At 30.8% G+C, this 19,286-nt stretch carries 35 protein-coding genes and 1 tRNA gene; 31 read left to right on the top strand and 5 right to left on the bottom strand.

All coding sequences use genetic code 11. The features are described from left to right. Positions 1 to 895: tyrosine-type recombinase/integrase (locus LJD34_RS03990; RefSeq protein WP_227359235.1), on the top strand; the 895-nt coding region annotated here is incomplete at its 5' end. Positions 896 to 968: 73 nt separating this feature from the next. Here the strand turns inward: LJD34_RS03990 and LJD34_RS03985 are convergent. Beyond that, positions 969 to 1,853, bottom strand: coding sequence for a MurR/RpiR family transcriptional regulator (locus tag LJD34_RS03985; RefSeq protein ID WP_032091339.1), 885 nt, complete (start codon positions 1,851 to 1,853; stop codon positions 969 to 971). A gap of 158 nt (positions 1,854 to 2,011) precedes the next feature. Here LJD34_RS03985 and LJD34_RS03980 point away from each other — a divergent pair, with 158 nt between their 5' ends. Next, positions 2,012 to 3,424: a glycoside hydrolase family 1 protein gene (locus LJD34_RS03980; protein WP_032091338.1), complete on the top strand. Its 1,413-nt coding sequence runs from the start codon at positions 2,012 to 2,014 to the stop codon at positions 3,422 to 3,424. Positions 3,425 to 3,487: 63 nt separating this feature from the next. Here LJD34_RS03980 and LJD34_RS03975 read toward each other — a convergent pair whose 3' ends face one another. From LJD34_RS03975 to LJD34_RS03965, 3 genes are all read right to left on the bottom strand, one after another. Then, on the bottom strand, positions 3,488 to 4,585 hold the full coding sequence (locus tag LJD34_RS03975) for a site-specific integrase (protein ID WP_227359234.1): 1,098 nt from the start codon (positions 4,583 to 4,585) through the stop codon (positions 3,488 to 3,490). Between the two features lie 293 nt (positions 4,586 to 4,878). Continuing rightward, positions 4,879 to 5,466 carry a helix-turn-helix domain-containing protein gene (locus tag LJD34_RS03970; protein WP_227359233.1) on the bottom strand — a complete coding sequence of 196 codons (588 nt, stop codon included), beginning with the start codon at positions 5,464 to 5,466 and terminating at the stop codon, positions 4,879 to 4,881. A 2-nt stretch (positions 5,467 to 5,468) separates the two neighbouring features. Next, positions 5,469 to 5,849, bottom strand: coding sequence for a helix-turn-helix domain-containing protein (locus tag LJD34_RS03965; protein ID WP_227359232.1), 381 nt, complete (start codon positions 5,847 to 5,849; stop codon positions 5,469 to 5,471). Positions 5,850 to 6,008: 159 nt separating this feature from the next. Here LJD34_RS03965 and LJD34_RS03960 point away from each other — a divergent pair, with 159 nt between their 5' ends. From LJD34_RS03960 to LJD34_RS03940, 5 genes are all read left to right on the top strand, one after another. Beyond that, the gene (locus LJD34_RS03960; protein ID WP_158548300.1) at positions 6,009 to 6,179 is read left to right on the top strand and encodes a hypothetical protein; all 171 of its coding nucleotides are present in this window, start codon (positions 6,009 to 6,011) and stop codon (positions 6,177 to 6,179) included. Between the two features lie 2 nt (positions 6,180 to 6,181). Then, a complete protein-coding gene (locus tag LJD34_RS03955) occupies positions 6,182 to 6,448 on the top strand; it encodes a hypothetical protein (protein ID WP_227359231.1) in 267 nt (88 codons plus the stop codon). A 16-nt stretch (positions 6,449 to 6,464) separates the two neighbouring features. After that, on the top strand, positions 6,465 to 6,632 hold the full coding sequence (locus tag LJD34_RS03950; protein ID WP_227359230.1) for a hypothetical protein: 168 nt from the start codon (positions 6,465 to 6,467) through the stop codon (positions 6,630 to 6,632). A 130-nt stretch (positions 6,633 to 6,762) separates the two neighbouring features. Beyond that, positions 6,763 to 6,939 carry a hypothetical protein gene (locus LJD34_RS03945; protein WP_227359229.1) on the top strand — a complete coding sequence of 59 codons (177 nt, stop codon included), beginning with the start codon at positions 6,763 to 6,765 and terminating at the stop codon, positions 6,937 to 6,939. Continuing rightward, positions 6,933 to 7,139 carry a hypothetical protein gene (locus LJD34_RS03940; RefSeq protein WP_227359228.1) on the top strand — a complete coding sequence of 69 codons (207 nt, stop codon included), beginning with the start codon at positions 6,933 to 6,935 and terminating at the stop codon, positions 7,137 to 7,139. Before LJD34_RS03945 ends, LJD34_RS03940 begins: the two co-directional genes overlap by 7 nt. 287 nt (positions 7,140 to 7,426) lie before the next feature. On the opposite strand, the gene LJD34_RS03935 is transcribed toward LJD34_RS03940, so the two are convergent. Further along, entirely contained in the window at positions 7,427 to 7,768 is a 342-nt protein-coding gene (locus LJD34_RS03935; protein WP_227359227.1) for a hypothetical protein, read from the bottom strand. A 490-nt stretch (positions 7,769 to 8,258) separates the two neighbouring features. On the opposite strand from LJD34_RS03935, the gene LJD34_RS03930 reads away from it, so the two are divergent. The 24 genes from LJD34_RS03930 (at position 8,259) to LJD34_RS03815 (ending at position 19,265) form a co-directional block, all read left to right on the top strand. Further along, positions 8,259 to 8,660 (top strand): helix-turn-helix domain-containing protein, encoded by a 402-nt coding sequence (locus LJD34_RS03930; protein ID WP_227359226.1) that lies wholly within the window; start codon positions 8,259 to 8,261, stop codon positions 8,658 to 8,660. Between the two features lie 70 nt (positions 8,661 to 8,730). Then, positions 8,731 to 8,991, top strand: a complete 261-nt coding sequence (locus tag LJD34_RS03925; RefSeq protein ID WP_227359225.1) for a hypothetical protein — start codon at positions 8,731 to 8,733, stop codon at positions 8,989 to 8,991. 60 nt (positions 8,992 to 9,051) lie between these two features. Further along, positions 9,052 to 9,264 (top strand): 3D domain-containing protein, encoded by a 213-nt coding sequence (locus LJD34_RS03920; protein ID WP_227359224.1) that lies wholly within the window; start codon positions 9,052 to 9,054, stop codon positions 9,262 to 9,264. A 79-nt stretch (positions 9,265 to 9,343) separates the two neighbouring features. Further along, positions 9,344 to 9,577, top strand: a complete 234-nt coding sequence (locus LJD34_RS03915; RefSeq protein WP_227359223.1) for a hypothetical protein — start codon at positions 9,344 to 9,346, stop codon at positions 9,575 to 9,577. 233 nt (positions 9,578 to 9,810) lie between these two features. Next, a complete protein-coding gene (locus LJD34_RS03910; RefSeq protein ID WP_175300760.1) occupies positions 9,811 to 10,125 on the top strand; it encodes a hypothetical protein in 315 nt (104 codons plus the stop codon). A 152-nt stretch (positions 10,126 to 10,277) separates the two neighbouring features. Next, positions 10,278 to 11,168 (top strand): hypothetical protein, encoded by an 891-nt coding sequence (locus LJD34_RS03905; RefSeq protein WP_175300761.1) that lies wholly within the window; start codon positions 10,278 to 10,280, stop codon positions 11,166 to 11,168. 5 nt (positions 11,169 to 11,173) lie between these two features. Next, positions 11,174 to 12,103 carry a tyrosine-type recombinase/integrase gene (locus tag LJD34_RS03900; RefSeq protein ID WP_227359236.1) on the top strand — a complete coding sequence of 310 codons (930 nt, stop codon included), beginning with the start codon at positions 11,174 to 11,176 and terminating at the stop codon, positions 12,101 to 12,103. A 19-nt stretch (positions 12,104 to 12,122) separates the two neighbouring features. After that, a complete protein-coding gene (locus LJD34_RS03895) occupies positions 12,123 to 12,356 on the top strand; it encodes a hypothetical protein (protein ID WP_227359222.1) in 234 nt (77 codons plus the stop codon). Positions 12,357 to 12,490: 134 nt separating this feature from the next. Beyond that, positions 12,491 to 12,697, top strand: coding sequence for a hypothetical protein (locus tag LJD34_RS03890; RefSeq protein WP_175300764.1), 207 nt, complete (start codon positions 12,491 to 12,493; stop codon positions 12,695 to 12,697). After that, entirely contained in the window at positions 12,672 to 13,274 is a 603-nt protein-coding gene (locus LJD34_RS03885; RefSeq protein ID WP_117827275.1) for a hypothetical protein, read from the top strand. The genes LJD34_RS03890 and LJD34_RS03885 overlap by 26 nt, the downstream gene beginning before the upstream one ends. A 47-nt stretch (positions 13,275 to 13,321) precedes the next feature. Continuing rightward, the gene (locus tag LJD34_RS03880; protein ID WP_147339046.1) at positions 13,322 to 13,645 is read left to right on the top strand and encodes a hypothetical protein; all 324 of its coding nucleotides are present in this window, start codon (positions 13,322 to 13,324) and stop codon (positions 13,643 to 13,645) included. Further along, positions 13,614 to 14,087, top strand: a complete 474-nt coding sequence (locus LJD34_RS03875) for a Cas9 inhibitor AcrIIA9 family protein (RefSeq protein ID WP_117827271.1) — start codon at positions 13,614 to 13,616, stop codon at positions 14,085 to 14,087. Before LJD34_RS03880 ends, LJD34_RS03875 begins: the two co-directional genes overlap by 32 nt. Further along, entirely contained in the window at positions 14,084 to 15,535 is a 1,452-nt protein-coding gene (locus tag LJD34_RS03870; protein ID WP_227359221.1) for a PcfJ domain-containing protein, read from the top strand. Before LJD34_RS03875 ends, LJD34_RS03870 begins: the two co-directional genes overlap by 4 nt. Before the next feature lie 10 nt (positions 15,536 to 15,545). Continuing rightward, positions 15,546 to 15,968, top strand: coding sequence for a hypothetical protein (locus LJD34_RS03865; protein WP_227359220.1), 423 nt, complete (start codon positions 15,546 to 15,548; stop codon positions 15,966 to 15,968). Positions 15,969 to 15,972: 4 nt separating this feature from the next. Next, on the top strand, positions 15,973 to 16,209 hold the full coding sequence (locus LJD34_RS03860; RefSeq protein WP_227359219.1) for a hypothetical protein: 237 nt from the start codon (positions 15,973 to 15,975) through the stop codon (positions 16,207 to 16,209). A 168-nt stretch (positions 16,210 to 16,377) separates the two neighbouring features. After that, positions 16,378 to 16,602 carry a hypothetical protein gene (locus LJD34_RS03855; protein WP_175300769.1) on the top strand — a complete coding sequence of 75 codons (225 nt, stop codon included), beginning with the start codon at positions 16,378 to 16,380 and terminating at the stop codon, positions 16,600 to 16,602. Then, the gene (locus LJD34_RS03850) at positions 16,599 to 16,949 is read left to right on the top strand and encodes a hypothetical protein (RefSeq protein WP_175300770.1); all 351 of its coding nucleotides are present in this window, start codon (positions 16,599 to 16,601) and stop codon (positions 16,947 to 16,949) included. The genes LJD34_RS03855 and LJD34_RS03850 overlap by 4 nt, the downstream gene beginning before the upstream one ends. Before the next feature lie 3 nt (positions 16,950 to 16,952). After that, positions 16,953 to 17,204 (top strand): hypothetical protein, encoded by a 252-nt coding sequence (locus tag LJD34_RS03845; RefSeq protein WP_117828510.1) that lies wholly within the window; start codon positions 16,953 to 16,955, stop codon positions 17,202 to 17,204. After that, positions 17,197 to 17,379: a hypothetical protein gene (locus tag LJD34_RS03840; protein WP_227359218.1), complete on the top strand. Its 183-nt coding sequence runs from the start codon at positions 17,197 to 17,199 to the stop codon at positions 17,377 to 17,379. Before LJD34_RS03845 ends, LJD34_RS03840 begins: the two co-directional genes overlap by 8 nt. An 8-nt stretch (positions 17,380 to 17,387) precedes the next feature. Then, positions 17,388 to 17,813, top strand: a complete 426-nt coding sequence (locus LJD34_RS03835) for a hypothetical protein (protein WP_227359217.1) — start codon at positions 17,388 to 17,390, stop codon at positions 17,811 to 17,813. A 143-nt stretch (positions 17,814 to 17,956) separates the two neighbouring features. Continuing rightward, positions 17,957 to 18,346: a membrane lipoprotein lipid attachment site-containing protein gene (locus LJD34_RS03830; protein ID WP_227359216.1), complete on the top strand. Its 390-nt coding sequence runs from the start codon at positions 17,957 to 17,959 to the stop codon at positions 18,344 to 18,346. 14 nt (positions 18,347 to 18,360) lie between these two features. Next, positions 18,361 to 18,549 carry a hypothetical protein gene (locus LJD34_RS03825; protein WP_227359215.1) on the top strand — a complete coding sequence of 63 codons (189 nt, stop codon included), beginning with the start codon at positions 18,361 to 18,363 and terminating at the stop codon, positions 18,547 to 18,549. A gap of 67 nt (positions 18,550 to 18,616) precedes the next feature. Further along, positions 18,617 to 19,075, top strand: a complete 459-nt coding sequence (locus LJD34_RS03820; protein ID WP_227359214.1) for a hypothetical protein — start codon at positions 18,617 to 18,619, stop codon at positions 19,073 to 19,075. A gap of 114 nt (positions 19,076 to 19,189) precedes the next feature. Beyond that, positions 19,190 to 19,265: transfer RNA gene (locus tag LJD34_RS03815), tRNA-Lys, on the top strand. Positions 19,266 to 19,286 lie beyond the last annotated feature (21 nt).

Below are 19,286 nucleotides of genomic sequence, written 5' to 3'. Positions count from 1 at the left end.
TACCTTCACATGGTCCATTAGATATACGTCTGTCATTTATCCATGTAAAAGAGTTGAGTATTTCTTCTTTCCAATGTTCAAGCGTCACCGCAACACTTGTACTTTCTTCCACATGTGTATGTTTGAATTAGAACAATTAAATATAGAAATAATCAAACAATACTTGATGAAACTCATTAATAAAGGATTGTCATCAAGTATTGTACAAAGTATTAAGAATGTCTTAAAAGTAATCTATATCACCTATGAAGATCAATATGGTTTAAACCATATTGATTTTTCATTAGTTAAAATAGAACAAGATAAAAAAGAAAATGAATATCTAACAGATAAACAATTTAATCAATTACATCAATACTGTATGAAAGAAAAGAATGATATATGTTTAAGTATCTTACTTGCTATGGATACAGGTATGATGATAGGAGAAATGTGTGCTTTAAAAGTAAGTGATATAGATTTAGATAAACAATTGATTCATATAAGTAAAAGAACACAAAGGATTAAAAATGATGAAGAGGGATCTAAAACTGTTTATGATATTTATGAAGTTGAATGGCCTATTTTAAGAGATATTACAATTCCAAAGGAGTTGTTTTTTTATTTACAAGAATATTTAGATTGTGTTGATAAAGATTGCTATTTAACTTCTTGTCAAGATGTAGTGAGTGATTTTACTAAGTTACAAAGAGGTTTAGATCGTATAGGACATATTTTAGGTTTTAAGACGACTTTTAAGGATTTAAGGAATATGTATAAGGAAAGATGTTTAAGAAGTTGTATGGATATACATATTGTAATGGAGTTATTAGGTGTTCAATCTATGAAACTATCTCTTCCAGAAAATTATAAAAGTTCTGATGAAGAAAAGAAAAAACAAATAAACAAATTATAGCCAATGGAAAGACCATTGGCTATTTTTGTATTTTAATTTTATGTTAATTATAGAGAGTTAAAGATAGTGTGCTTTAATCGATAATATCATTAACTGGGCTATGAAGAGGATGACGAACGTCATTTTCTTTATCATAGCTTATTTTATTTTGGATGTTTGTTTGATAATCTTTTTTGAATAAACAAGAAAAGATCACATTTAAAATATATTCAATTGATGTTTGTGATGCAAAAGGGGCAATCTTGGTAAAAATCTTCTCACGTGATCCAATATTTAAAATATAGTTAGCATAATGGGAAAGTCGATTATCACCAATTGAAGTTAAAACAATGATAGGTGTTTTCTTTTCTTTTAATATTTTTGCTATTTTAATAAGTTCATTGGTTTCACCTGAATAAGAAATAATCATTGCTATTTTGTTTTCATTGGAATTATAAGACATAAAGACTTGTTCTCCAGCGAGCATTTTGAGATTAACGTTTCTTTGTATTCGCATCATTTTATGTTGGAAAGACATAGCTGCAAGTAATGAATTTCCTGTTCCATAAATATCAATATCTTTGTTTTGATCAAGTAGTTCAACTATTTGATGAAGTTGTTCAAAATCAATCAATTGGATGGTTTCCGCGATGACTTCTTGATTTAAACTAGCTAGTTTATAAGCAATCATGGAATCATTATCTTCTTCATTAAAGGGAAAATTAACATCTATACGATCTGTATGAGCTAAATCAAATTGTAATTCTGCAGAATATTTTATTTTAAAATCACCATAGCCTTCTAATCCTAATTTATGGCAAAGTCTTACAATCGTGGCTGGAGAAGTATAGGTTTTTTTAGCAAGTTCTTTAATTGAAAGATTTAAAACTTTTTCTCCCTCGTTTAATATATAATGGGCGATTTCTTTTTCTGAATGGGAGAAATCAAGCTCAAATTCTAGTTGTGTCATTATACTCATTTTTATCACCGTTTTTAGTATAACATGAAACAAAGTTTCATGAAATGACTTTTATTTAAATTAAATATGAAACATTATAAAAAGGAAAGTTGAAGATATTTACTTTCGAGATGAGATGATTAAAATGTTATGTGGATATAAAAGAAGGAGAACATTTTATGGAAAGAAAATTACCAAAAGATTTTTATTGGGGTGGATCAGTTTCATCATTCCAAACAGAAGGACATAGAAATGAAGGAGGAAAAGGTTTATGTGTTTATGATGTAAGACCTATGAATCCTGAATTTTCTGATTGGAACGATGCTATTGATGAATATACTCGTTATGATGAAGATATTGCATTAATGAAAGGGATGGGATTCAACTTTTATCGTTTCTCTATTTGTTGGTCTCGTATTATTCCTAATGGAACATTAGATGAACCAGTTAATGAAGAAGGAGTTAAATTCTATAGTGATTTAATTGATAAGTTATTAGCTGCTGGTATCGAACCAATGATTACATTAGTTCATTTTGATATGCCTTATCATTTAGTAAAAGAATATAATGGATTTGCATCTCGTTATGTTGTAGATTGTTTTGAAAGATATGCTAAAGTTTGTATTGAAAGATTTGGAGATCGTGTTAAACATTGGATGTCATTCAATGAACAAAACTTACACAGTATGATGTTACGTGTATCTAATGCTGAAGTTATTCCTGAAGGCGTTAGTTATCCAAAACACTTATATCAAGTAAACCACAATGTTATGATGGCTCACTGTAAAGCTGTTCGTGCTTTAAGACAAATGCAACCAGATGCTAAATTCTGTGGAATGGGTGCTATTACTAATATTTATGCTTATGAAAATAGTCCAGAAAATAATTTCTTTGCTACTAAAGGATATAATTTATTAAATGGTTTCTTAGTTGATACATTTGCTCAAGGTAAATATCCTGATTATTGGAATGCTTATCTTGAAAATAGAGGATGGATGCCTACTTTTGAAGAAGGTGACGAAGAATTATTAAAATATACTGTTGATTATATTGCTTTCTCTTATTATCGTTCAAACACTGTTAAAACAGGTGAATTTGATTATGAAAGACCAGCTCATGAATGTGTAAATGAAAAACAAATTAAAAACCCTCATTGTGAAGCAAATGAATGGGATTGGGAAATCGATCCAGTTGGATTTAGATGGACATTAAATGATTTACATCATAGAACAGGTCTTCCAGTATTTGTTCTTGAAAATGGTATTGGTTGGCGTGAAGATATGAGTCAAGAAGAAGTAGACCAAATGTTAGCTGAAGGTCGTACAATTGAAGATGATTATCGTATTAATTATCATAGAGATCATATCAAAGAAATGGAAAATGCAATCTTTGAAGATGGTGTAGATTGTTTAGGATATATTACTTGGGGACCAATTGATATTCTAGCAAGTATGTGTAACATGGATAAACGTTATGGATTTGTTTATGTAAATAGAACAAATAAAGATTTAAGAGATATGAAACGTATTCCTAAAAAATCATATCAATGGATCAAAAAAGCATTCGAATCAAACGGTGCTGATTTAGACTAATTAACAAAAAGCCTCGATTATACGAGGCTTTTTATAATATGTGGACGACAAATGGACGACATTTTATAATTTTTCTATATATTCGACTAAAGCAGTACGCCTTTTTTCATAAATATGAGCATAAGTGCTTCTTAGCATATCAATAGAATGGCCTAATCTTTCAGCAACTAAGCTCTCACTAATCATAGGATTAGAAAGAAGATAACTGGCATGACTATGTCTAAACCCGTGAATCGTTATATGTTTTACATCCACGTTCTTTAAATCGTTATTGAAACGATAACGGAATGTTCCTGGCCAAGTTACAGCAATGTCACCAAAAACATAATAAAGATCATTAAATCCATCTAATTTTTTCTTTCTTTCATATCTTTGTTTTAATTCTTCAACAAGTCGATTAGGAAGATCTATTGTCCTGATAGATGTTTTCGTTTTTGGAGAAGTAACTTTTCTTGATGCTGTACTAAATGAACCTCTAACACTTAATTTCTTATGTTCCAAGTCCAAATCGCACCATCTTAACGCACAAAGTTCTCCAATTCTTAATCCAGTTAAAAATAGTGTATCATAAGTTTCTTTATGATCAATATTTTCAACAGTAGCAATAAATTTATTAAATTCATCTACTTCCCAAAAGTTTTCAACAGCATTTTCTTCTTTCTTCACTTCATTAGGATCTTTATAAGGCTTAGCATACTTGCAAGGATTATCATCCAATAGTTTATGATTAACAGCGAAAGTTAAAAGCCCCGACATATGCAAATATAAATTATTGGTATATTCTTGACTATAAGGACCACCATTATTGCCAGTCAAAGCTCTTTCTTTATTCCACTTAGTAATATCAACAGTTTTTATCGTATCAATATACCTATCTCCAAAAAAAGGAATTATATGTAATCGTTCAATCATTTCATACATTCTCAATGTAGAATATTTAATAGCGCTTTTCATTTCTTGATGATAAAGCTCAATTAAAGCATTCATCTTAATTCTTCCTTGGCCACCTTTAATTTTTAATAAAAACGCATCTTCTGCAGCCTTTGCTTCTTTTTTAGTTTTAAAACCTCTTTTCTTATAATCATGTCGCTTTCCTGCTAAATCACGATACTTACCAGTGTAATACCATTTACCGGTCTTTTCATCTTTATGTACAGACATAAAAAACACATCCTTTCTATTTAATTTAGATGTGCTAATATGTTAAAATTAAAAACGTAGAAGCACATCATAGGTTCTTGCTTTTACACTTTTAGAACTTCCTTATTGCCAGTAAGGGAGTTCTTTTTATTTTGTTATAATTTTCTTCTTTGGAGGTGATATGCATGTCTAAAGAAGAATATATCAAATGCATCACAAGAATATTGATGCAAATTGATGATCTAGAATTACTAGATGTTATCTATAAAGCAGTACATAAGCTTTATAGAAAATCTAAATAATTCAATGGGCAACTATTGCCCATCTTTTCCAAATGCTTTTTCTAAATAATATACAAGAACTTTACGCTCAACTTTATTTAAATTTAAAAAAGCTTTGATAGCTTTAACTTCATTATCTTCTAAATCATAATCTTTTTTCAGTAATTCAATAGAATCGTTATTTTCAATAAAAATATCCCCGTCTCCATCAACTAACCAATCATAGTTAACATTGAATTCGTAACATATCGTTTTAAGAGCTGTTTCACTTGGATTCATATTACGTTTTTCCCAACCAGTTACAGTTGTTCCAGCAATACCGATTCTTTTTCCAAAATCAATTTGTGTTAAGTGAAGAATGTCTTTTCTTAAATATTTAATTCTTTCATGAATAGAATTATTATTTTTAATAAAAATATCGCCAACACCGTTAACCAGCCAATCGTAATTCACATTGAATTCAACACAAATCAATTTGATGGTTTGAGTTGAAGGATTACTTTTATTTTTTTCCATGGAACTAACAGATGATTTTTTAATACCTATTTTGCTTCCAAACTCTCCTTGGCTTATTCCTAATCCTTTTCTTAATGAATGGATCCTATCTCCGATTTGTTGCATGTTTATTCACCTTTTCCAACAGCTCTTTCTAAATAATTTATAAGAACATCACGTTCATTTTCATCAAGCTTTAAAAATTCTTCAATAAGCCTAACTTCTACATCTCTTAAATTATAATCTCTTTTTAACAATTCAATGGTTGATTTGTCATCTTCAATAAAAATATCACCAACGCCATCAACTAACCAATTATAACTTATATTAAATTCATTACAAATTGCTTTAATGTTTCTTTCAGTTACAGTACTTCCAGTTTTTTCAAGTTTTGATACAGCAGTATCACCAACACCTAATATTTTTCCTAATTCACGTTGAGAAATCTTCAAAACTTTCTTTCTTAAATAATATATTCTTTCATTTATTGTCATACTTTCGAAATTCATTATTATCACCTCCTTCAGCAAAATAATATAATAAAAATCGCACTAATTCAAGTTCTATATTGAAAATATGTTGACATATCGCAATAAGTAAAGTAATATACAAGTGTAAAGTTCACTAGGTGCGAAAAAACAAATACACAAAATGAAAGGGTGATGAAAATGGAAGAGAGAAAAGTGAATTCAAAGAGAAAATCTCTAGATGCTTTATTATCTATTACTAAACAATTAGATGATAAAGAAGTAAGAAGAGTTGCTGACATTTGCCAAGGCATGGTTCTAGCAAAAGCTGCGCTTTCTTCTAATGAAAAACTCAAAAGAAAGGAGGAGTAGTTATGCCAAGAAGAATTCTTGATACTTCTAAAATCAACAAGACACGTTTGGATCTTATCAATAAAGGTTATCTAACACGTAGTGAAATTGCTAAGTTTGTTCCTTGTGGTTCAATTAAAGCAAGTCAAATTTACCATGAAATTAGAAGTCAAGTTGAAGCTGAGGGTTTAGAAAATTGTTTCAACGTAATTTTGGTTGGAAGACTACTGGCTTTCATGGGTTTAACAACAAAGGAAGTTAGGGAAGCTGCCAAACGTGAGATTTCTTGAAAAGGAGGTGTAGTCAATGGGAGATTCAGCAAAGAAGCAAGAGGCTTTAAATGCTCTAAATGGGATATCGTACAATGACTGGATGGAAATTAAGTTCAAAATTGACAAGTATTTTTCTGATCAATTAAGCAAGTATGAAAAACAGCTTAAACTTGATTCACAATACACCAATTCTCATTATTAAAAATATTTTTTGTTGGTCATCAAAGAGTCAATTTCTAATCTAAAAGAAGAAAGTTGCTAATTTATTCCATAAAAACAAATCAAAGAGAAGTTGGCTCTTTGATGGCCGACAGGAGGAAAGGAAAAACAAAATGAATGAAATAGAACAAAGAGTTGCACATCTTGAAGCTGAAAATGTGAGACTAAAACAACATATCGTTCAATTAGAAGAAATACTTCTAGATACTTTAAAAATGCATAAACAACACACCACTTTAATGATTATGTTAGCAATAAATGTCGTTATTTTGTATTTGAAAATATGGTAGGAAAAAATGTTGAAAATCGAAAATGTGAAAGAGTAGACAATGTTGAAGAAAGAACATTGTTAGTTGTAACTGTCTTAAGAGGTAAAGGAACTAAAGAAGATGTATGTAGACTTGTAGAGCTTTACTACGAAAAAGATAGAGAGGGGAACTATCATTTTCTATTTGATAAAGATCCTCGAAAAGAAAAAGAGCAAATTTAATTACTCTTTCTTAGCTTTAGCTTTTTCATCGGATATCGCAATTATATCACTATAAAGCAATTCAGTAATGAGTATCAAAATATTTGCTGTAATACTATCAACAATTTCTTTTGTTATTTCAGTAATTAATTTCATTCGTAAATAAAATTTATGAGAAAGGAGAAACAAGATGGACAATGAAAAAAAAGCTCTTGAAGAAAGAATTCAAGAACTCAATGAACGTATTACAAAATTAGAATTAATAATTTCAATTAATACAAAATCCATAAAAAATAATTCTAATGCGATTATCGCTTTAGCAGTGACAGTAATTCTTCTATCCATAAGGCTAATGTCGGTATGATTTGAATAAACCCCGTAACTAAACCAATTAGAGTTAGGATCATAGCTAATTTTGCTTGTTTTGCTGCAGCAAGTGCTTCTTCTTGGGTTAAAGAAATTAATGCGGCTTGTTGTTTGATTATTTCAGACTGCTTATTAACCATATCAGTCATTAACTCTATTTGTTTTTGCTGATTAGGAACAATAGGTACAGGTTTTATATTAGAATAATCTATTTTTCCAAAATTTGATGTCGAATCAGCACGGAGTTTATCAATATTTGGCATATTTAATTTCATTTTTTTCATTCTCACTTTCTAATTAGATTTCGATATTGCAGTATCGATAACTTAATTATAAAGAAAGAGAAGAAATATGTAAAAAAACAATTAGATAATTACTGACTGCCCAGGAATCAATCTCTTCATTTTTTATCGATTCCTTAAATTATAAAATTATATCATTTGCATTTAAATCACAACAAAACGGCAGGTTTTTCATTTTAGTTAGAGATTGATTCCTGGGTGGTCAGTAGTAGAAAGGATAAGTTATGGAATGGACTTTATTATATTTTTCAGTATTAGCAAATGTTTTGCTAATAGTTGTCTGTATTTGTCTTAAAAAAAGTAGAGACTGGTACAAAAAGAGCTGGTATGAACTAGCTAATTATTTATCTAAAAGACCAAGGAGGAATGCTAAATGACAACAAGAGGTTTAGTAACAATTATTGCTACAAGTTGTTTTGTAGCTGATTGTTTAGCAATTTTGGTTAGAGCTTTTTAAAGGAGGAATGGAAATATGATTCAAATGGTAACGCTTGACAGCAAGAAAGTTGCATTGGAAATAGCCAAACAAAATTACACAATCAAAGATTTTTCAAAAAAATGTGGAGTTCATCGTTCAACTATAAGTGAAATTATCAATAGTGATAATTCTCAATGTAAGTTATTGATTGCTTGTAAGATTGCGAATGCTTTGAATTTAGAAGTTGCGGATCTTACGCCAATAGATAAAAAAGGCAGAGTAATTGCTGGCAGAACAAGCATTCCTTGGTACGGAGATAAGGAATATGCCGAAAGAAAGATTGATGAAATGAATTCTCTTTTTGCAGGAACTGGAATAGAAGCAAAGCTATATACAAGACAAGTTGGAAACGGGCATTTGCAATGTGAAGAATATATGATTGTCATTTCAAAATAAAAAGGCTGATACGAAAGTATCAGCACAACATAACAACTAAATTATAGCTAATTTAAGGAGGTTTTACAATATGAAGTTATCAAGAAACGGACAAATAGTGCTTTCAGCCTTATTTGTAGCATCACTTGTTTTAGGCGGTGCAGGATTTGCTCAAGCCAAGGCAACTCAAATAGCTTATCAAGAGCAAGCTAAACAAATCAAATTGTATAAAGATGAACTTAATGAAGTTCAAGGCCAACTTCAAGAATATACAAAATATAAAGCAATGTATGAATGTGTGGATGTTGAAAGGAATCAATTGAAAGCACAGGTTGAAGAACTTTCTAAATGAAAAGCTCTTGGCCAGTTTGTAATTACTTTTTACTGGCCGGGAGAGGACCAATACGGAAGTTTGACATCTACTGGAGTTGCAGCAGTTGAGGGTAAGACAATTGCAGTAGATCCTAATATTATTCCTTATGGGTCAACAGTTTTGATTGATGGTAAAGAATACCTCGCACAAGACTGCGGAGGCGCAATAAAAGGGAATAAGATAGATGTTTTTGTGGAAAGTCCAAAAATGGAAAAACAAGTTACAGAAGTTTATTTGAAAAGGAGAAATTAAATATGAATGAGTTGTTAGATGCAATAATCCAAAAATTAAAAGACGAGGGGGGGAATTACCCGATATCCATTTGATTGCTATGGAATTAGTAGCAACATCCAAAGACGGGATTGAATGCAGAGTTCAAGGCAGCAAATTAACAAAAGACCTCTTAAAAGATTTAGAAATTTCTAATGAGGAGCTTGATAGGATGTTAAGACCAGCTGCCGCTTGTTTAAAAAGCTTTGCTGAAACTTTAATTGAAAGAATGGAGAAAAAGGATGAAGAAAGAATAAATGTGATATTAGATAAGCTATTAAAAATATTGAATTAAGAGATAACTGTTTGTTGTCTCTTAGCAAATATAGAGACTTCCTTTAACTGCTGCTAGCCATGTTCTTCTCTATATTTGCTAAGAGCTGATAAATAAGCTCTATAGGCTATTATTTGACATTAAGTTTAATTTTAAATTACCTCCAAAAAAATTAATACCGACGAAGAGTTTGTGAAAGATTTGTATGTTTTCAATAATAGCCTATTTTTTTTCACTTGAAAGGAGAAAGAAATATGAAGTGTGTAGATGATGTGGTTGATCGTATCAACGCGTTACAAAAAAGATACACGTATAGGAATGTTTTCAAAGACTATTTAATCATGGTTGCCGGTTGGAATTATGGAGAACACAGATTTGAGGATGGTACTTCATTTGATGATGTAGTAGAGCAATATGGTTATAAAGATTTAGAGGAACTATCTAAATGCGCATTCGCTCTTTATAATACTGGAGCTAGAAATGTCAATTTTCTTTTGGCTGTCAATGACACGTTGAATAATGAGGATCATGATAAAATGCATGATTTTATTATTGAAAAATTCTCATAAAAAAAGAAGCCATCAATTAAATAATTGACGACACCTTTCCAATACTTTTCTCGACACATTGATTATAGCATATGTATTTGAAAATGTGTAGATGTAATCGATAGAAAAGCTGTAGGAAGGGTGTCCTAATCAAGCTTGTAATAGATATTAACATGTCAACGAAAAGAAGACATAGAGAAATAGAATATGATTATGAGAATTTTTATGACACACCAATAGACAGTCTAAAAGATAAATACATAGAAGAGCTGCTAAGAACAAACAAGATAGATCATCATTACACTACAAAAACAATTAAATCAGGAAATCAATTTGAAGTAGAAATATACCCAACATTCAATAAGAAGGATATTGAAAATTATAAACCTCCTAGAAAACCATCGAAAAAAGCTCAAAAGAACTTGAATGAGAAAAATTCTAGAAAGAGGCTCATTAGATTGATCAACGCAAATTTTGATTTGGATGATTGGGCAATCCATTTAACTTACAGTAATGAGAACTTGCCACCGACAGTTGAAGAAGGTGAGAAAGAAGTTCGCAATTATATTAGGAGAATCAACTACCGAAGAAAGAAAGCAGGTCTTCCTAATGCAAAATGGATATATGTAACTGAGTATGATCCTAAAAAGAAAATAAGAATGCATCATCATTTACTGATAGAAAAAGGGATTGATAGAAAGGTTATGAAAAACCTTTGGAAAAACGGAACAAGGACAGAAGTAGAAGAACTTGAACCGGATGAATTTGGATTGACAGGAATTGCCAATTATATCTCTAAAGATCCTAAAGGAAAGAAGCGCTGGAAATCTTCAAAAAACTTGAAACAACCGGTGGAAAGAAAAAGTTACACAGTGTTCTCTAAGAAGAAAATCAGCAAAATGATAAGTGATACTTCATTGATTTCTCAATTTATGAACTCCAACTACAAATCAAAGCAGTATCTATCCCATGAGGTTAGATACAACAAGACAAATCACATGTACTACATCTACGTACAAATGAGAGTCAAAAACAAAGATGAAAGGGAAAGGAGGAATATTTGAGAGATATGGCGGAGGAATTCAAAAGGATTAACATCAAGATAACAAAGTCTATGATGAACAGTTATTTGGAACAGTTCATTGATGAAGAAATAATGGATGAAAAGACTGAATCGACATATAACAAGTATAAATTGGTTCTCACTAAGTTCATTGATTTTATCGAAAATGAAGAAGTTACAAAAAAAGACATGATAGCATACAAGAAAAAAATGCAAGAGAAGTATGCAACTAAAACCATCAACAATTACATTGTCATTATCAATAAGTTTATGAAGTTTATTGAACTGATGGAAGTTGATGATTTTTCTAAAAAGAAACTGAAAAAGCATATCTCAGACAATTATTCTCTTAAAGCAATTAGAGAACAAGAAAAGACAAGTCTTGAAAATGTGCTAGAGCCGAGTGAATTCAAGAGAATGTTGAAAATGGCCAAGAAAATCGGACAGCAAGACACCTACATGATCATGAAAGTGTTCGGCTACACAGGAATAAGATTGAGCGAGTTGAAGTTCTTTACTCTTGAAAACATCCAAGAGAAAAAAGGCTATATAGAAGTCTACAATAAAGGGAAATTAAGACAAGTTCCATTGAGAAACGACCTTAGAAGAGAACTTTTGAAGTATGCCAAGGAAAATAAGATTGAACAAGGCTATTTGTTTCCCGGAGTTAAGGATAAAAACAAGATGTTGGCTAAAAAGACTATTGAAAATAGAATCAAGAAAATTTGTGGCCAATGTAGAGGCATCTCATTAGAAAAAGCCCATCCCCATGCATTTAGACATATGTTCGGCATTCAGTGGGTGCATCAAAATGGCCAAGCTTCACTATCTGAACTTGCAAAGATAATGGGTCATGGATCTATTCAAACAACAGCTATTTATACGAATACTTCTCAGCAAGAGAAAAAAAGAAAAGTAGAAGCTATCAAATATTAAAAGAAAGGAGAAGAAAAAAATGACACTAAAAGATTTGGTAATGACATTAGTACCATCAGGAATGCTATTCATACGTAGCAAAGATGAAGAACCATTACAGACAATAAAAGCTATAGATGCAACCAATATAGAAGAAGAGCTTTTAAACAAAGAAGTGTTATCAGTTGCACCAACTTATACATTGGATGGCAATAAAATATTAGGTTGTCTAATGATAAAAATAAACTTTAAATTTGTTAAAAAAGAGGTTTAAAAAAATCAACAAAGTTTTTAAGGTAAAAAATCTCTCAAAACCATTGGTATATATAGGTTTCAAGAGATTTAGTTAGTTACGTTTAATATAGGGTTAAACGTAATGAAAATATAGGTTTCAGGGGGTGAAAAATCATGGCCAAAAGGTATAAATATGAATCTTTCACATGTATCAATTATGACGATATGATGGAAACATACAATCAAATGTATGCCGAGGATTATCAGCTTATCGGCTATAGATTATTTAAATCTTCTGAATTGTATCAAAAAGCAGTTTTAACATTATATCCAAGAAGAAAAGGAGTGAAGAAAGATGGAAAAGGAGCAAGAAGCGGTTAAAGATAAGAAAAAAATGGATATAGTTTCAGCAAATCCACTTTATAAATATGTAAAAGGTGTATTCACGTTGATTGGCAAAGATGGAAACAGCACATTATTTCTAAATGATGCTGGATTACACTGTAAAACTAATGATATTTGTATCAAGATTCAAGGGTTTATCAACGGAGTATCGGTTTTTGAAGAATTAGAGCAAGAAAAAGAGTATGAGCTTTGCAAATTGCCCGGAAACAGTTACAGATTATCATCTATTGGCTTCAACGAAGAAAAAGAAACAACTTATAGAGCAATTGTTGAATGTACAAATACAAGTGGTGGTTCTATTTGCGGTATCAATCCCGGAGAGTTTGGAGCAACGTCCAAAATCGCCATCTATTCAAGATATTGTTTAAAGGATTCATACGCTAGATCAATCGAAAAATTTGGTCCCTGCGACGTATTTTTAAGTAAAAATAAGCAATATATCATCTTGCACAAGACTGAATATGATAAAAATGCTACTTTTAACTATTATAAGGCTTATTTTACGGTTTCCATGGAAGATATTGAAAGTGAAAAGAAGGCGCATGAGAAATGAGTGTCATAGGTTACAAAGGGTTCGACAGCAAACTAAGAGGAATGGGGATGCAGTTTGAGGTTGGAAAGACTTTTGAAGTTGATGGTGATCCAAAAACTGTTAGAAATGGAATGCATTTTTGTACTGAACCATTCGGCGTGTTTGATTACTATCCAAGGCGTTGTGGCAATCGTTATTGTATTGTAGAAGCTCTTGGTCAAATTTCAACGGATAACAATCTCAATACGAGAGCATCTACAAATAAAATGAGAATTATCGAGGAAATTTCAGAAGATGAAATGGTTAGAATCCAAAAAGAATATAGAGATTCTCTTGATAAAAAAATAAGGAGTGGTATTGATGAATTTCTTAGAGCAGATGCAAAGCAGTAATGATCCAATGATTACAATGATTAAAAATCATCTTTTATCGAGAAGCGATACCAGTGAATTGCTTAAAAAAGAAAATAAGAACATTGAAGATATGATGCTTTTTGTTGGTCACGAACTTTATGTTAAATATTTGAAAGGAAAGAATAATCATCGTATGGCTTGTGTTGCTGGTCCTGATGAAGAACTATATGGAATAGTTATGCATTATCTTGATGAAGATGATATTGATATGAAAAAGATCGAGAATGAGATGTCGAGAATTTCTTTTGTTAATCAGGAACAAAAAAGACCTAATCAGGAAGAAAAAATTCCAAAAAGTGAAGAAAAAGTGAAAAAAATCCTAAAAAATACACATAAAGAATCAAAAACTATCAAAAAAGCCAAGAAAAAAGTAAAAAAATCAACTATCGTCGAAGGACAAATGAGCATTTTTGATTTATGAGAGTTACTAAAAAGCAAATTATAGATGAACTGATAGCAATTCCTGAGTATAAAAAGATTGATTATTTAATCAAAGAGGGCAATAAAGAAGCTAAAAGGTGTGACTGGAATATTCAAATAAGATTGGACAATAACACTTATTACTGTACTAATTGTGAAACTGAGTATCATGATAAGAAAATCAAAATAGGTGAGCGTAAAAAATGTCCTGTTTGCAAAATAAAGTCAGAAGTCCATAGAAAAACAGCAAATCCGGGATGTTTTGAAGCTCTATTGACACTTACGCACGTAAATAAGAGAAATGAGCTGATCATGAGAACGTTTGACTTCAAGAAAAGGTTTGACAAAGCAACACGTACATTTAGCTATGAGGTCTTTGAAATATATAGATACAACATTGATAGAAACATATTTGTAAAAAAGAATGTTAAAGTAAACTTTTGGTACATCTATTATATTTTTGATCCTAAAGACAAGTGGAGGGTGACGCAACGTAGTAGTTCTTGGGCAAAAGATGTAAGACTTACGGGTAAAATAATTGGTTCCAGCAAGAAAAAGAACATCAGCAAGACCAAATACAAGTATGCTTGTCTTTTAGAAGCTTCAAAAATATGGGATTTGAGACAATATATTGAAGTCTATGAAATGTTTCCTGAAATAGAAATCATATTAAAAATGGGAATGCGTGAGTATTTTAAATACTTGATGCGATTCATGGAAATAAGAGATGTGGAAAACGTAAGAAAGTTTTTAAAAGAAAATAAACGTTATTACAAGATATGGTCTAAAGTGAATCCTAGAAGTGCTGAAATGCAAATGATGGTTGATCTAGATACCTATGATTATAAATTTGCAAAAGATGCTTTAACTGTTAGATATCGAAAAAGACAAAATATATATGCCAGTGATAGAAAAGTAGTGAATTATTTAAAAAAACAAGGCCAAGATTTCAGTTTTTGGCTTGATTATGTTGATTTTATCCAAAGATTAGGGATAAGTCTTGATAAAAATAGACTGTTTCCTAAAGATTTAAAAACCGAACATGACAAGATGTCCAAGAATCTTAAAATTTTAAATGATGAAGCATATGAAGATGATATTGCTGAATTTGAAGAAATGTTAAGACCTTATAATTTAGAAAATAAAAGATATTTAATAAGATGTGCAAAGACAATAGATGAATTAAAAGATGAATCTAATCAAATGAATCATTGTGTTAGAAATTACATTCCTAAGATAGCACATCATAAATCAGCAGTTTTCTTTTTAAGGGAACAAAGTGAAAAAGAAAAATCCTTAGTGACAATAGAAATAGATCCCGTTGATAAAGTGTTGCTGCAAGCAAGAAGAAAAGACAATGCAGAACCAACAAGTGAACAGATGTCTTTTATCAATGAATGGTGTACTAGAAGAATGATAGATAATTCAGCGTTAACTTATACAGTTTAGGGGTGAAAATATGGATTTAGAAGCCAAAAAACTAGATGATATGAATCAAGAAGATATAAGCCTATGTGATCAATTAAGAGATGCTTTACTCAGTTGGGGCGAGAACATATACTTGCCCCTCATCAAAGAAAATCAAAGGTTAAGATTTCAAAATAAAAGATTATACCAAAAAAATAAATCTTTGTCTGAAAGATTAGCAAGACTTGATGGTGAAATTGTGTTAAAGGAATCAAATAAAAAGCAGTATGTACTGTATAAAGAAAAGACGGACGAGGTTTTATTTGTTGGTGATGTTCAACAATGTTCTAGTTATTTAGGAATAACAACTGACAGTTTTAGGTGGAAACTGACACCCGCTGCTAAGAAAAGACCGCATTCAATAACAATCATTGATGCAGATGAAATAGATAGATTAGAAGAAAAGGAGGAATAAAGAAATGACAGTAAAAGAATTATTAAGTTTTAGAAGAAAGAACGGGCTTTTAGAAAAAGTAACAGTATGGAAAAGCTGTAATGAAAACGCTAATGAATATGAAAAAATAGCAGAATTCAATCCTGGATTTTATGAGGCAGTTTCTAAAGAAATTCTTGATTTAGAAATTGAAAATTATGATATTGATTTTGAAGAAGATTATTGTCCAATACCAACATTATTAATCTTTGTAAATTTCTAAAAAATAGTACTAAAAAAATTCAAGAAGTTTTTAAAAGTAAAAATCTCTCTAATCCATTGCTACATATAGGGTTTGAGAGATTTAGTTAGTTACGTTTAATTCTAGGTTAAACGAAATGATTATATCTAGGTTAAACGTAACATTTTATAAGAAAGCGGGGTAAAAAGAATGAAAAAGGAAAGATTGACCTCTCTATTAAATAACACTAAAAAGCGGGTTAATATATTTGATTGCAAAAGTACTTTTATTTGTGAGGGTCGCGGTTATAAGCTTGGCCAACATATAGGAAGTGCCTTATATAATTCTGAAATTCTTTTCATAAAAGATGATGGTGAAGAACTTAGTGTTGTTGTTAATGTAGAGTTAAAAAAAGAGGTAGGTGAAAAAGTATGAATAAATACCAAGATGCATTAAATTTATTGAAATCATGGGCTAAAAAAGATAGGGACGCCTATAGTCCTAAGCATTTAGAAAATATAAATAACTGTGCAAATACATTACAAGAATTAGTTGATTTTAATAAAACATTTGCACATGTGTTAGGTAGCATTGATTTTAAAGCTCTTAGAAACATTTTAGAAACAAAATTGCCTAAGAAGCCAATCAAGAAAGAAACCGTTACTCTTTCAATGTTAAATATAGATGTAACTTTTGGAAAGTGTCCAACTTGTGGTTCGGCTTTAGCAGGAAAGCAAAACTATTGTACAAAATGTGGACAAGCTATCGATTGGGAGGGTTGAAAATTGAAAAAACCTAGTAGAGAAGAATATACAGAGCGAGGCGCTGCACTCGGTGTCGACGAAACATATAAGTACGTAGAAGCTCTAGAAGGATATTGTGAGCAATTAGAAAAAGCTTACGAAGATGTAAAAAAAGGTTTAGATAATGCTTGCAACAAACTAGAAGGTTTATATCTTTGCATTGATGTTTTAACGGATAAAGAATCTAAAAAAGATAAAGAATATTGGAAAAAGAAGGTAATGAAAGATGACTAAATTTGAATTGAATCTATTAAAAGAATTCTCTGATGATGGATGTGGTGGAGATGACTTTGATGAAATCAGTACATTAGTTGGCATGAGGATGAGAGGCTACTTTCAAGATGCCGAAGATGATGAAACCATTGATGAATTGATAGAGAGGTATGAAGAATGTATAAGTCGCCAATAGAAATAGTAATGAAAGAAGTGTTTCAAAAGATGAATGAGGATTTTGAAAATTCAGTATTTAAAGCTATACAAAAAGTCGGCATAAATGTTGATAAAGAAGAACTCCTAAAAGCTCTAATTTATGATAGAGGACAATATGATAAAGGATATGAGGATGCGATGAATGAAATCAAGCATCCTCAACCCCTTAAATTTGAAGATTTAACTCCTGGTATGTGGGTTTGGGATAATTTCTTTACAACTTTTACAAGATTAGAAAATACATATTTATATTCTGATGATGCTCTTGCCAAAGAAACTAAAATGACAACGTTTTATTGCGATGCAGGTGTTCTAACTAAGCCTTTTGAAGAAAATAGATATTATCCAGTTCAAATTCCATGGGAAGGAAATAAAAAACAATGGGAACGTACTATAGAAAGTTGCAAACAGTAAAACATGCTTTGCAATACTATATCACTAGACCGAACGCTAGTAAAAAGGATCTAGTAAGAGAAAAGAATTTATTGAAGTCAGTTGAAGAAGAAGTAGAAATTTATCAAGAAAGAAATCACATTCCAAAGAAGGAGAACAAGTAAATGAAAAAAATATTAATCATATTAGCAAGTGTATTTGCTTTAACCGGGTGTTCAAAAGCATCTAGAGTTAATCATAATATTAGAAAAGATGCCAACAACTTTAAAATTACAAGAAAAGTCGTTGCTCTTAATACTAGAACAAATGATCCTTTATTTACCGTTGAGGGAAAGATTTCCCTCGATAGTGATGAAGATGGAGATTTAAACGTAACTATTAAGACTGGAAAAGGAAAATACAAATTATTTTATGCACATCTATCAAATGATGTTACATACACTTGTATTCAAACGGAAGCTAAAAAAGAAAATCCTTATGCTTATGATATTCAATTCTTCCCAGCAAAAGAAGTTGTTGAAAATGGAATTATAGATATCAAATCAAGTGAATGAGAAAGGGTAAAACAATGACAAAGTTTGAATTGGACTTATTGCAAGAGTTAGAAGAGTTAACTAGTGGGCTTGATAATCACTTTGATGAAGTGCCTCTTTTGCTCGGTATGAAAGAAAGAGGATACTTTCAATATGTGCCATACGGCATGACATTAAAAGATGCTATTGTCATGTATAAAAAATTATTATACAAAGAAAAATAGAAAAAAACGTTAAGAAATGTTAAGATTATTTACATAAGGAATAATTAGCAAATCATGAGGAATAGAGATGCAAGAATCAAAGTATCAAGTTATTAATTGGAAACGCTGGAAAGATACAAAAAGGCTTTTAGAAGAAACACGTGATCAACTAAAGGATGATAGAAAAGCAATTACTTATTCTAAAGAAATGCCAGGAACAAATCACATGAGTGTTATTCAAAGATATAATAAAATCTTAGAAAACACTGATATTTACGATGGTTATATTCATGCTTACAAGATTGTAATCGAAAGATTGGAAAATTGTATAGCAACCTTGCTTAATCAAGAGCAAAGAAAGGCCATTATCATTTATGCAAATAATCCAGGAAAGGGAGAAAGTGGGATGCGTGAACAAGAAGCTCTAAAACAAGGCTTCTCAAGAGCAAAATTCTATGAGGTAATAAATCAATCCTTTAATATTTTAGACACTGTTCTAGCCCTTGAACCGGTGCAAAAAACGGATGCTGGACTAATTCAAGACTAAATACTAGAAAAAATGTGTTATATTATTAATGTGGTCAAGCCATAAAAAAGAAAAGCACCCCTTTTCTAAATTCAATAGGAGCAACTTCGGTTGCTTTTTTTCTTTATTTAATATAGCAGGGTAGTAAAAAAAGGTATAACGCAAGTCTCTTTAGCTTGTATTCCAGGTTCGATTCCTGGTCCTGCAACCACTAAAAAATAAAGGAGGTGTG

The sequence above is a fragment of the Faecalibacillus sp. MSK20_93 genome, from assembly GCF_020589945.1.
GTDB lineage: Bacteria > Bacillota_I > Bacilli_A > Erysipelotrichales > Coprobacillaceae > Faecalibacillus > Faecalibacillus intestinalis.
Note: the sequence above shows the minus strand (reverse complement) of the source record. Positions and strands in the feature narration are given on the sequence as shown.

Excerpts from the sequence above, each read along its gene's own strand:
- LJD34_RS03875 (WP_117827271.1), top strand. The coding sequence starts at position 13,614 with ATGAATTTCTTAGAGCAGATGCAAAGCAGTAATGATCCAATGATTACA.
- LJD34_RS03925 (WP_227359225.1), top strand. The coding sequence starts at position 8,731 with ATGAAGTTATCAAGAAACGGACAAATAGTGCTTTCAGCCTTATTTGTA.
- LJD34_RS03895 (WP_227359222.1), top strand. The coding sequence starts at position 12,123 with ATGACACTAAAAGATTTGGTAATGACATTAGTACCATCAGGAATGCTA.
- LJD34_RS03950 (WP_227359230.1), top strand. The coding sequence starts at position 6,465 with ATGGGAGATTCAGCAAAGAAGCAAGAGGCTTTAAATGCTCTAAATGGG.
- LJD34_RS03960 (WP_158548300.1), top strand. The coding sequence starts at position 6,009 with ATGGAAGAGAGAAAAGTGAATTCAAAGAGAAAATCTCTAGATGCTTTA.
- LJD34_RS03945 (WP_227359229.1), top strand. The coding sequence starts at position 6,763 with ATGAATGAAATAGAACAAAGAGTTGCACATCTTGAAGCTGAAAATGTG.
- LJD34_RS03930 (WP_227359226.1), top strand. The coding sequence starts at position 8,259 with ATGATTCAAATGGTAACGCTTGACAGCAAGAAAGTTGCATTGGAAATA.
- LJD34_RS03980 (WP_032091338.1), top strand. The coding sequence starts at position 2,012 with ATGGAAAGAAAATTACCAAAAGATTTTTATTGGGGTGGATCAGTTTCA.
- LJD34_RS03830 (WP_227359216.1), top strand. The coding sequence starts at position 17,957 with ATGAAAAAAATATTAATCATATTAGCAAGTGTATTTGCTTTAACCGGG.
- LJD34_RS03865 (WP_227359220.1), top strand. The coding sequence starts at position 15,546 with ATGGATTTAGAAGCCAAAAAACTAGATGATATGAATCAAGAAGATATA.
- LJD34_RS03840 (WP_227359218.1), top strand. The coding sequence starts at position 17,197 with ATGACTAAATTTGAATTGAATCTATTAAAAGAATTCTCTGATGATGGA.
- LJD34_RS03885 (WP_117827275.1), top strand. The coding sequence starts at position 12,672 with ATGGAAAAGGAGCAAGAAGCGGTTAAAGATAAGAAAAAAATGGATATA.
- LJD34_RS03975 (WP_227359234.1), bottom strand. The coding sequence starts at position 4,585 with ATGTCTGTACATAAAGATGAAAAGACCGGTAAATGGTATTACACTGGT.
- LJD34_RS03940 (WP_227359228.1), top strand. The coding sequence starts at position 6,933 with ATGGTAGGAAAAAATGTTGAAAATCGAAAATGTGAAAGAGTAGACAAT.
- LJD34_RS03915 (WP_227359223.1), top strand. The coding sequence starts at position 9,344 with ATGGAATTAGTAGCAACATCCAAAGACGGGATTGAATGCAGAGTTCAA.
- LJD34_RS03835 (WP_227359217.1), top strand. The coding sequence starts at position 17,388 with ATGAAAGAAGTGTTTCAAAAGATGAATGAGGATTTTGAAAATTCAGTA.
- LJD34_RS03910 (WP_175300760.1), top strand. The coding sequence starts at position 9,811 with ATGAAGTGTGTAGATGATGTGGTTGATCGTATCAACGCGTTACAAAAA.
- LJD34_RS03860 (WP_227359219.1), top strand. The coding sequence starts at position 15,973 with ATGACAGTAAAAGAATTATTAAGTTTTAGAAGAAAGAACGGGCTTTTA.
- LJD34_RS03965 (WP_227359232.1), bottom strand. The coding sequence starts at position 5,849 with ATGAATTTCGAAAGTATGACAATAAATGAAAGAATATATTATTTAAGA.
- LJD34_RS03970 (WP_227359233.1), bottom strand. The coding sequence starts at position 5,466 with ATGCAACAAATCGGAGATAGGATCCATTCATTAAGAAAAGGATTAGGA.
- LJD34_RS03985 (WP_032091339.1), bottom strand. The coding sequence starts at position 1,853 with ATGAGTATAATGACACAACTAGAATTTGAGCTTGATTTCTCCCATTCA.
- LJD34_RS03935 (WP_227359227.1), bottom strand. The coding sequence starts at position 7,768 with ATGAAAAAAATGAAATTAAATATGCCAAATATTGATAAACTCCGTGCT.
- LJD34_RS03820 (WP_227359214.1), top strand. The coding sequence starts at position 18,617 with ATGCAAGAATCAAAGTATCAAGTTATTAATTGGAAACGCTGGAAAGAT.
- LJD34_RS03955 (WP_227359231.1), top strand. The coding sequence starts at position 6,182 with ATGCCAAGAAGAATTCTTGATACTTCTAAAATCAACAAGACACGTTTG.
- LJD34_RS03870 (WP_227359221.1), top strand. The coding sequence starts at position 14,084 with ATGAGAGTTACTAAAAAGCAAATTATAGATGAACTGATAGCAATTCCT.
- LJD34_RS03905 (WP_175300761.1), top strand. The coding sequence starts at position 10,278 with ATGTCAACGAAAAGAAGACATAGAGAAATAGAATATGATTATGAGAAT.
- LJD34_RS03855 (WP_175300769.1), top strand. The coding sequence starts at position 16,378 with ATGAAAAAGGAAAGATTGACCTCTCTATTAAATAACACTAAAAAGCGG.
- LJD34_RS03850 (WP_175300770.1), top strand. The coding sequence starts at position 16,599 with ATGAATAAATACCAAGATGCATTAAATTTATTGAAATCATGGGCTAAA.
- LJD34_RS03890 (WP_175300764.1), top strand. The coding sequence starts at position 12,491 with ATGGCCAAAAGGTATAAATATGAATCTTTCACATGTATCAATTATGAC.
- LJD34_RS03880 (WP_147339046.1), top strand. The coding sequence starts at position 13,322 with ATGCAGTTTGAGGTTGGAAAGACTTTTGAAGTTGATGGTGATCCAAAA.
- LJD34_RS03825 (WP_227359215.1), top strand. The coding sequence starts at position 18,361 with ATGACAAAGTTTGAATTGGACTTATTGCAAGAGTTAGAAGAGTTAACT.
- LJD34_RS03900 (WP_227359236.1), top strand. The coding sequence starts at position 11,174 with ATGGCGGAGGAATTCAAAAGGATTAACATCAAGATAACAAAGTCTATG.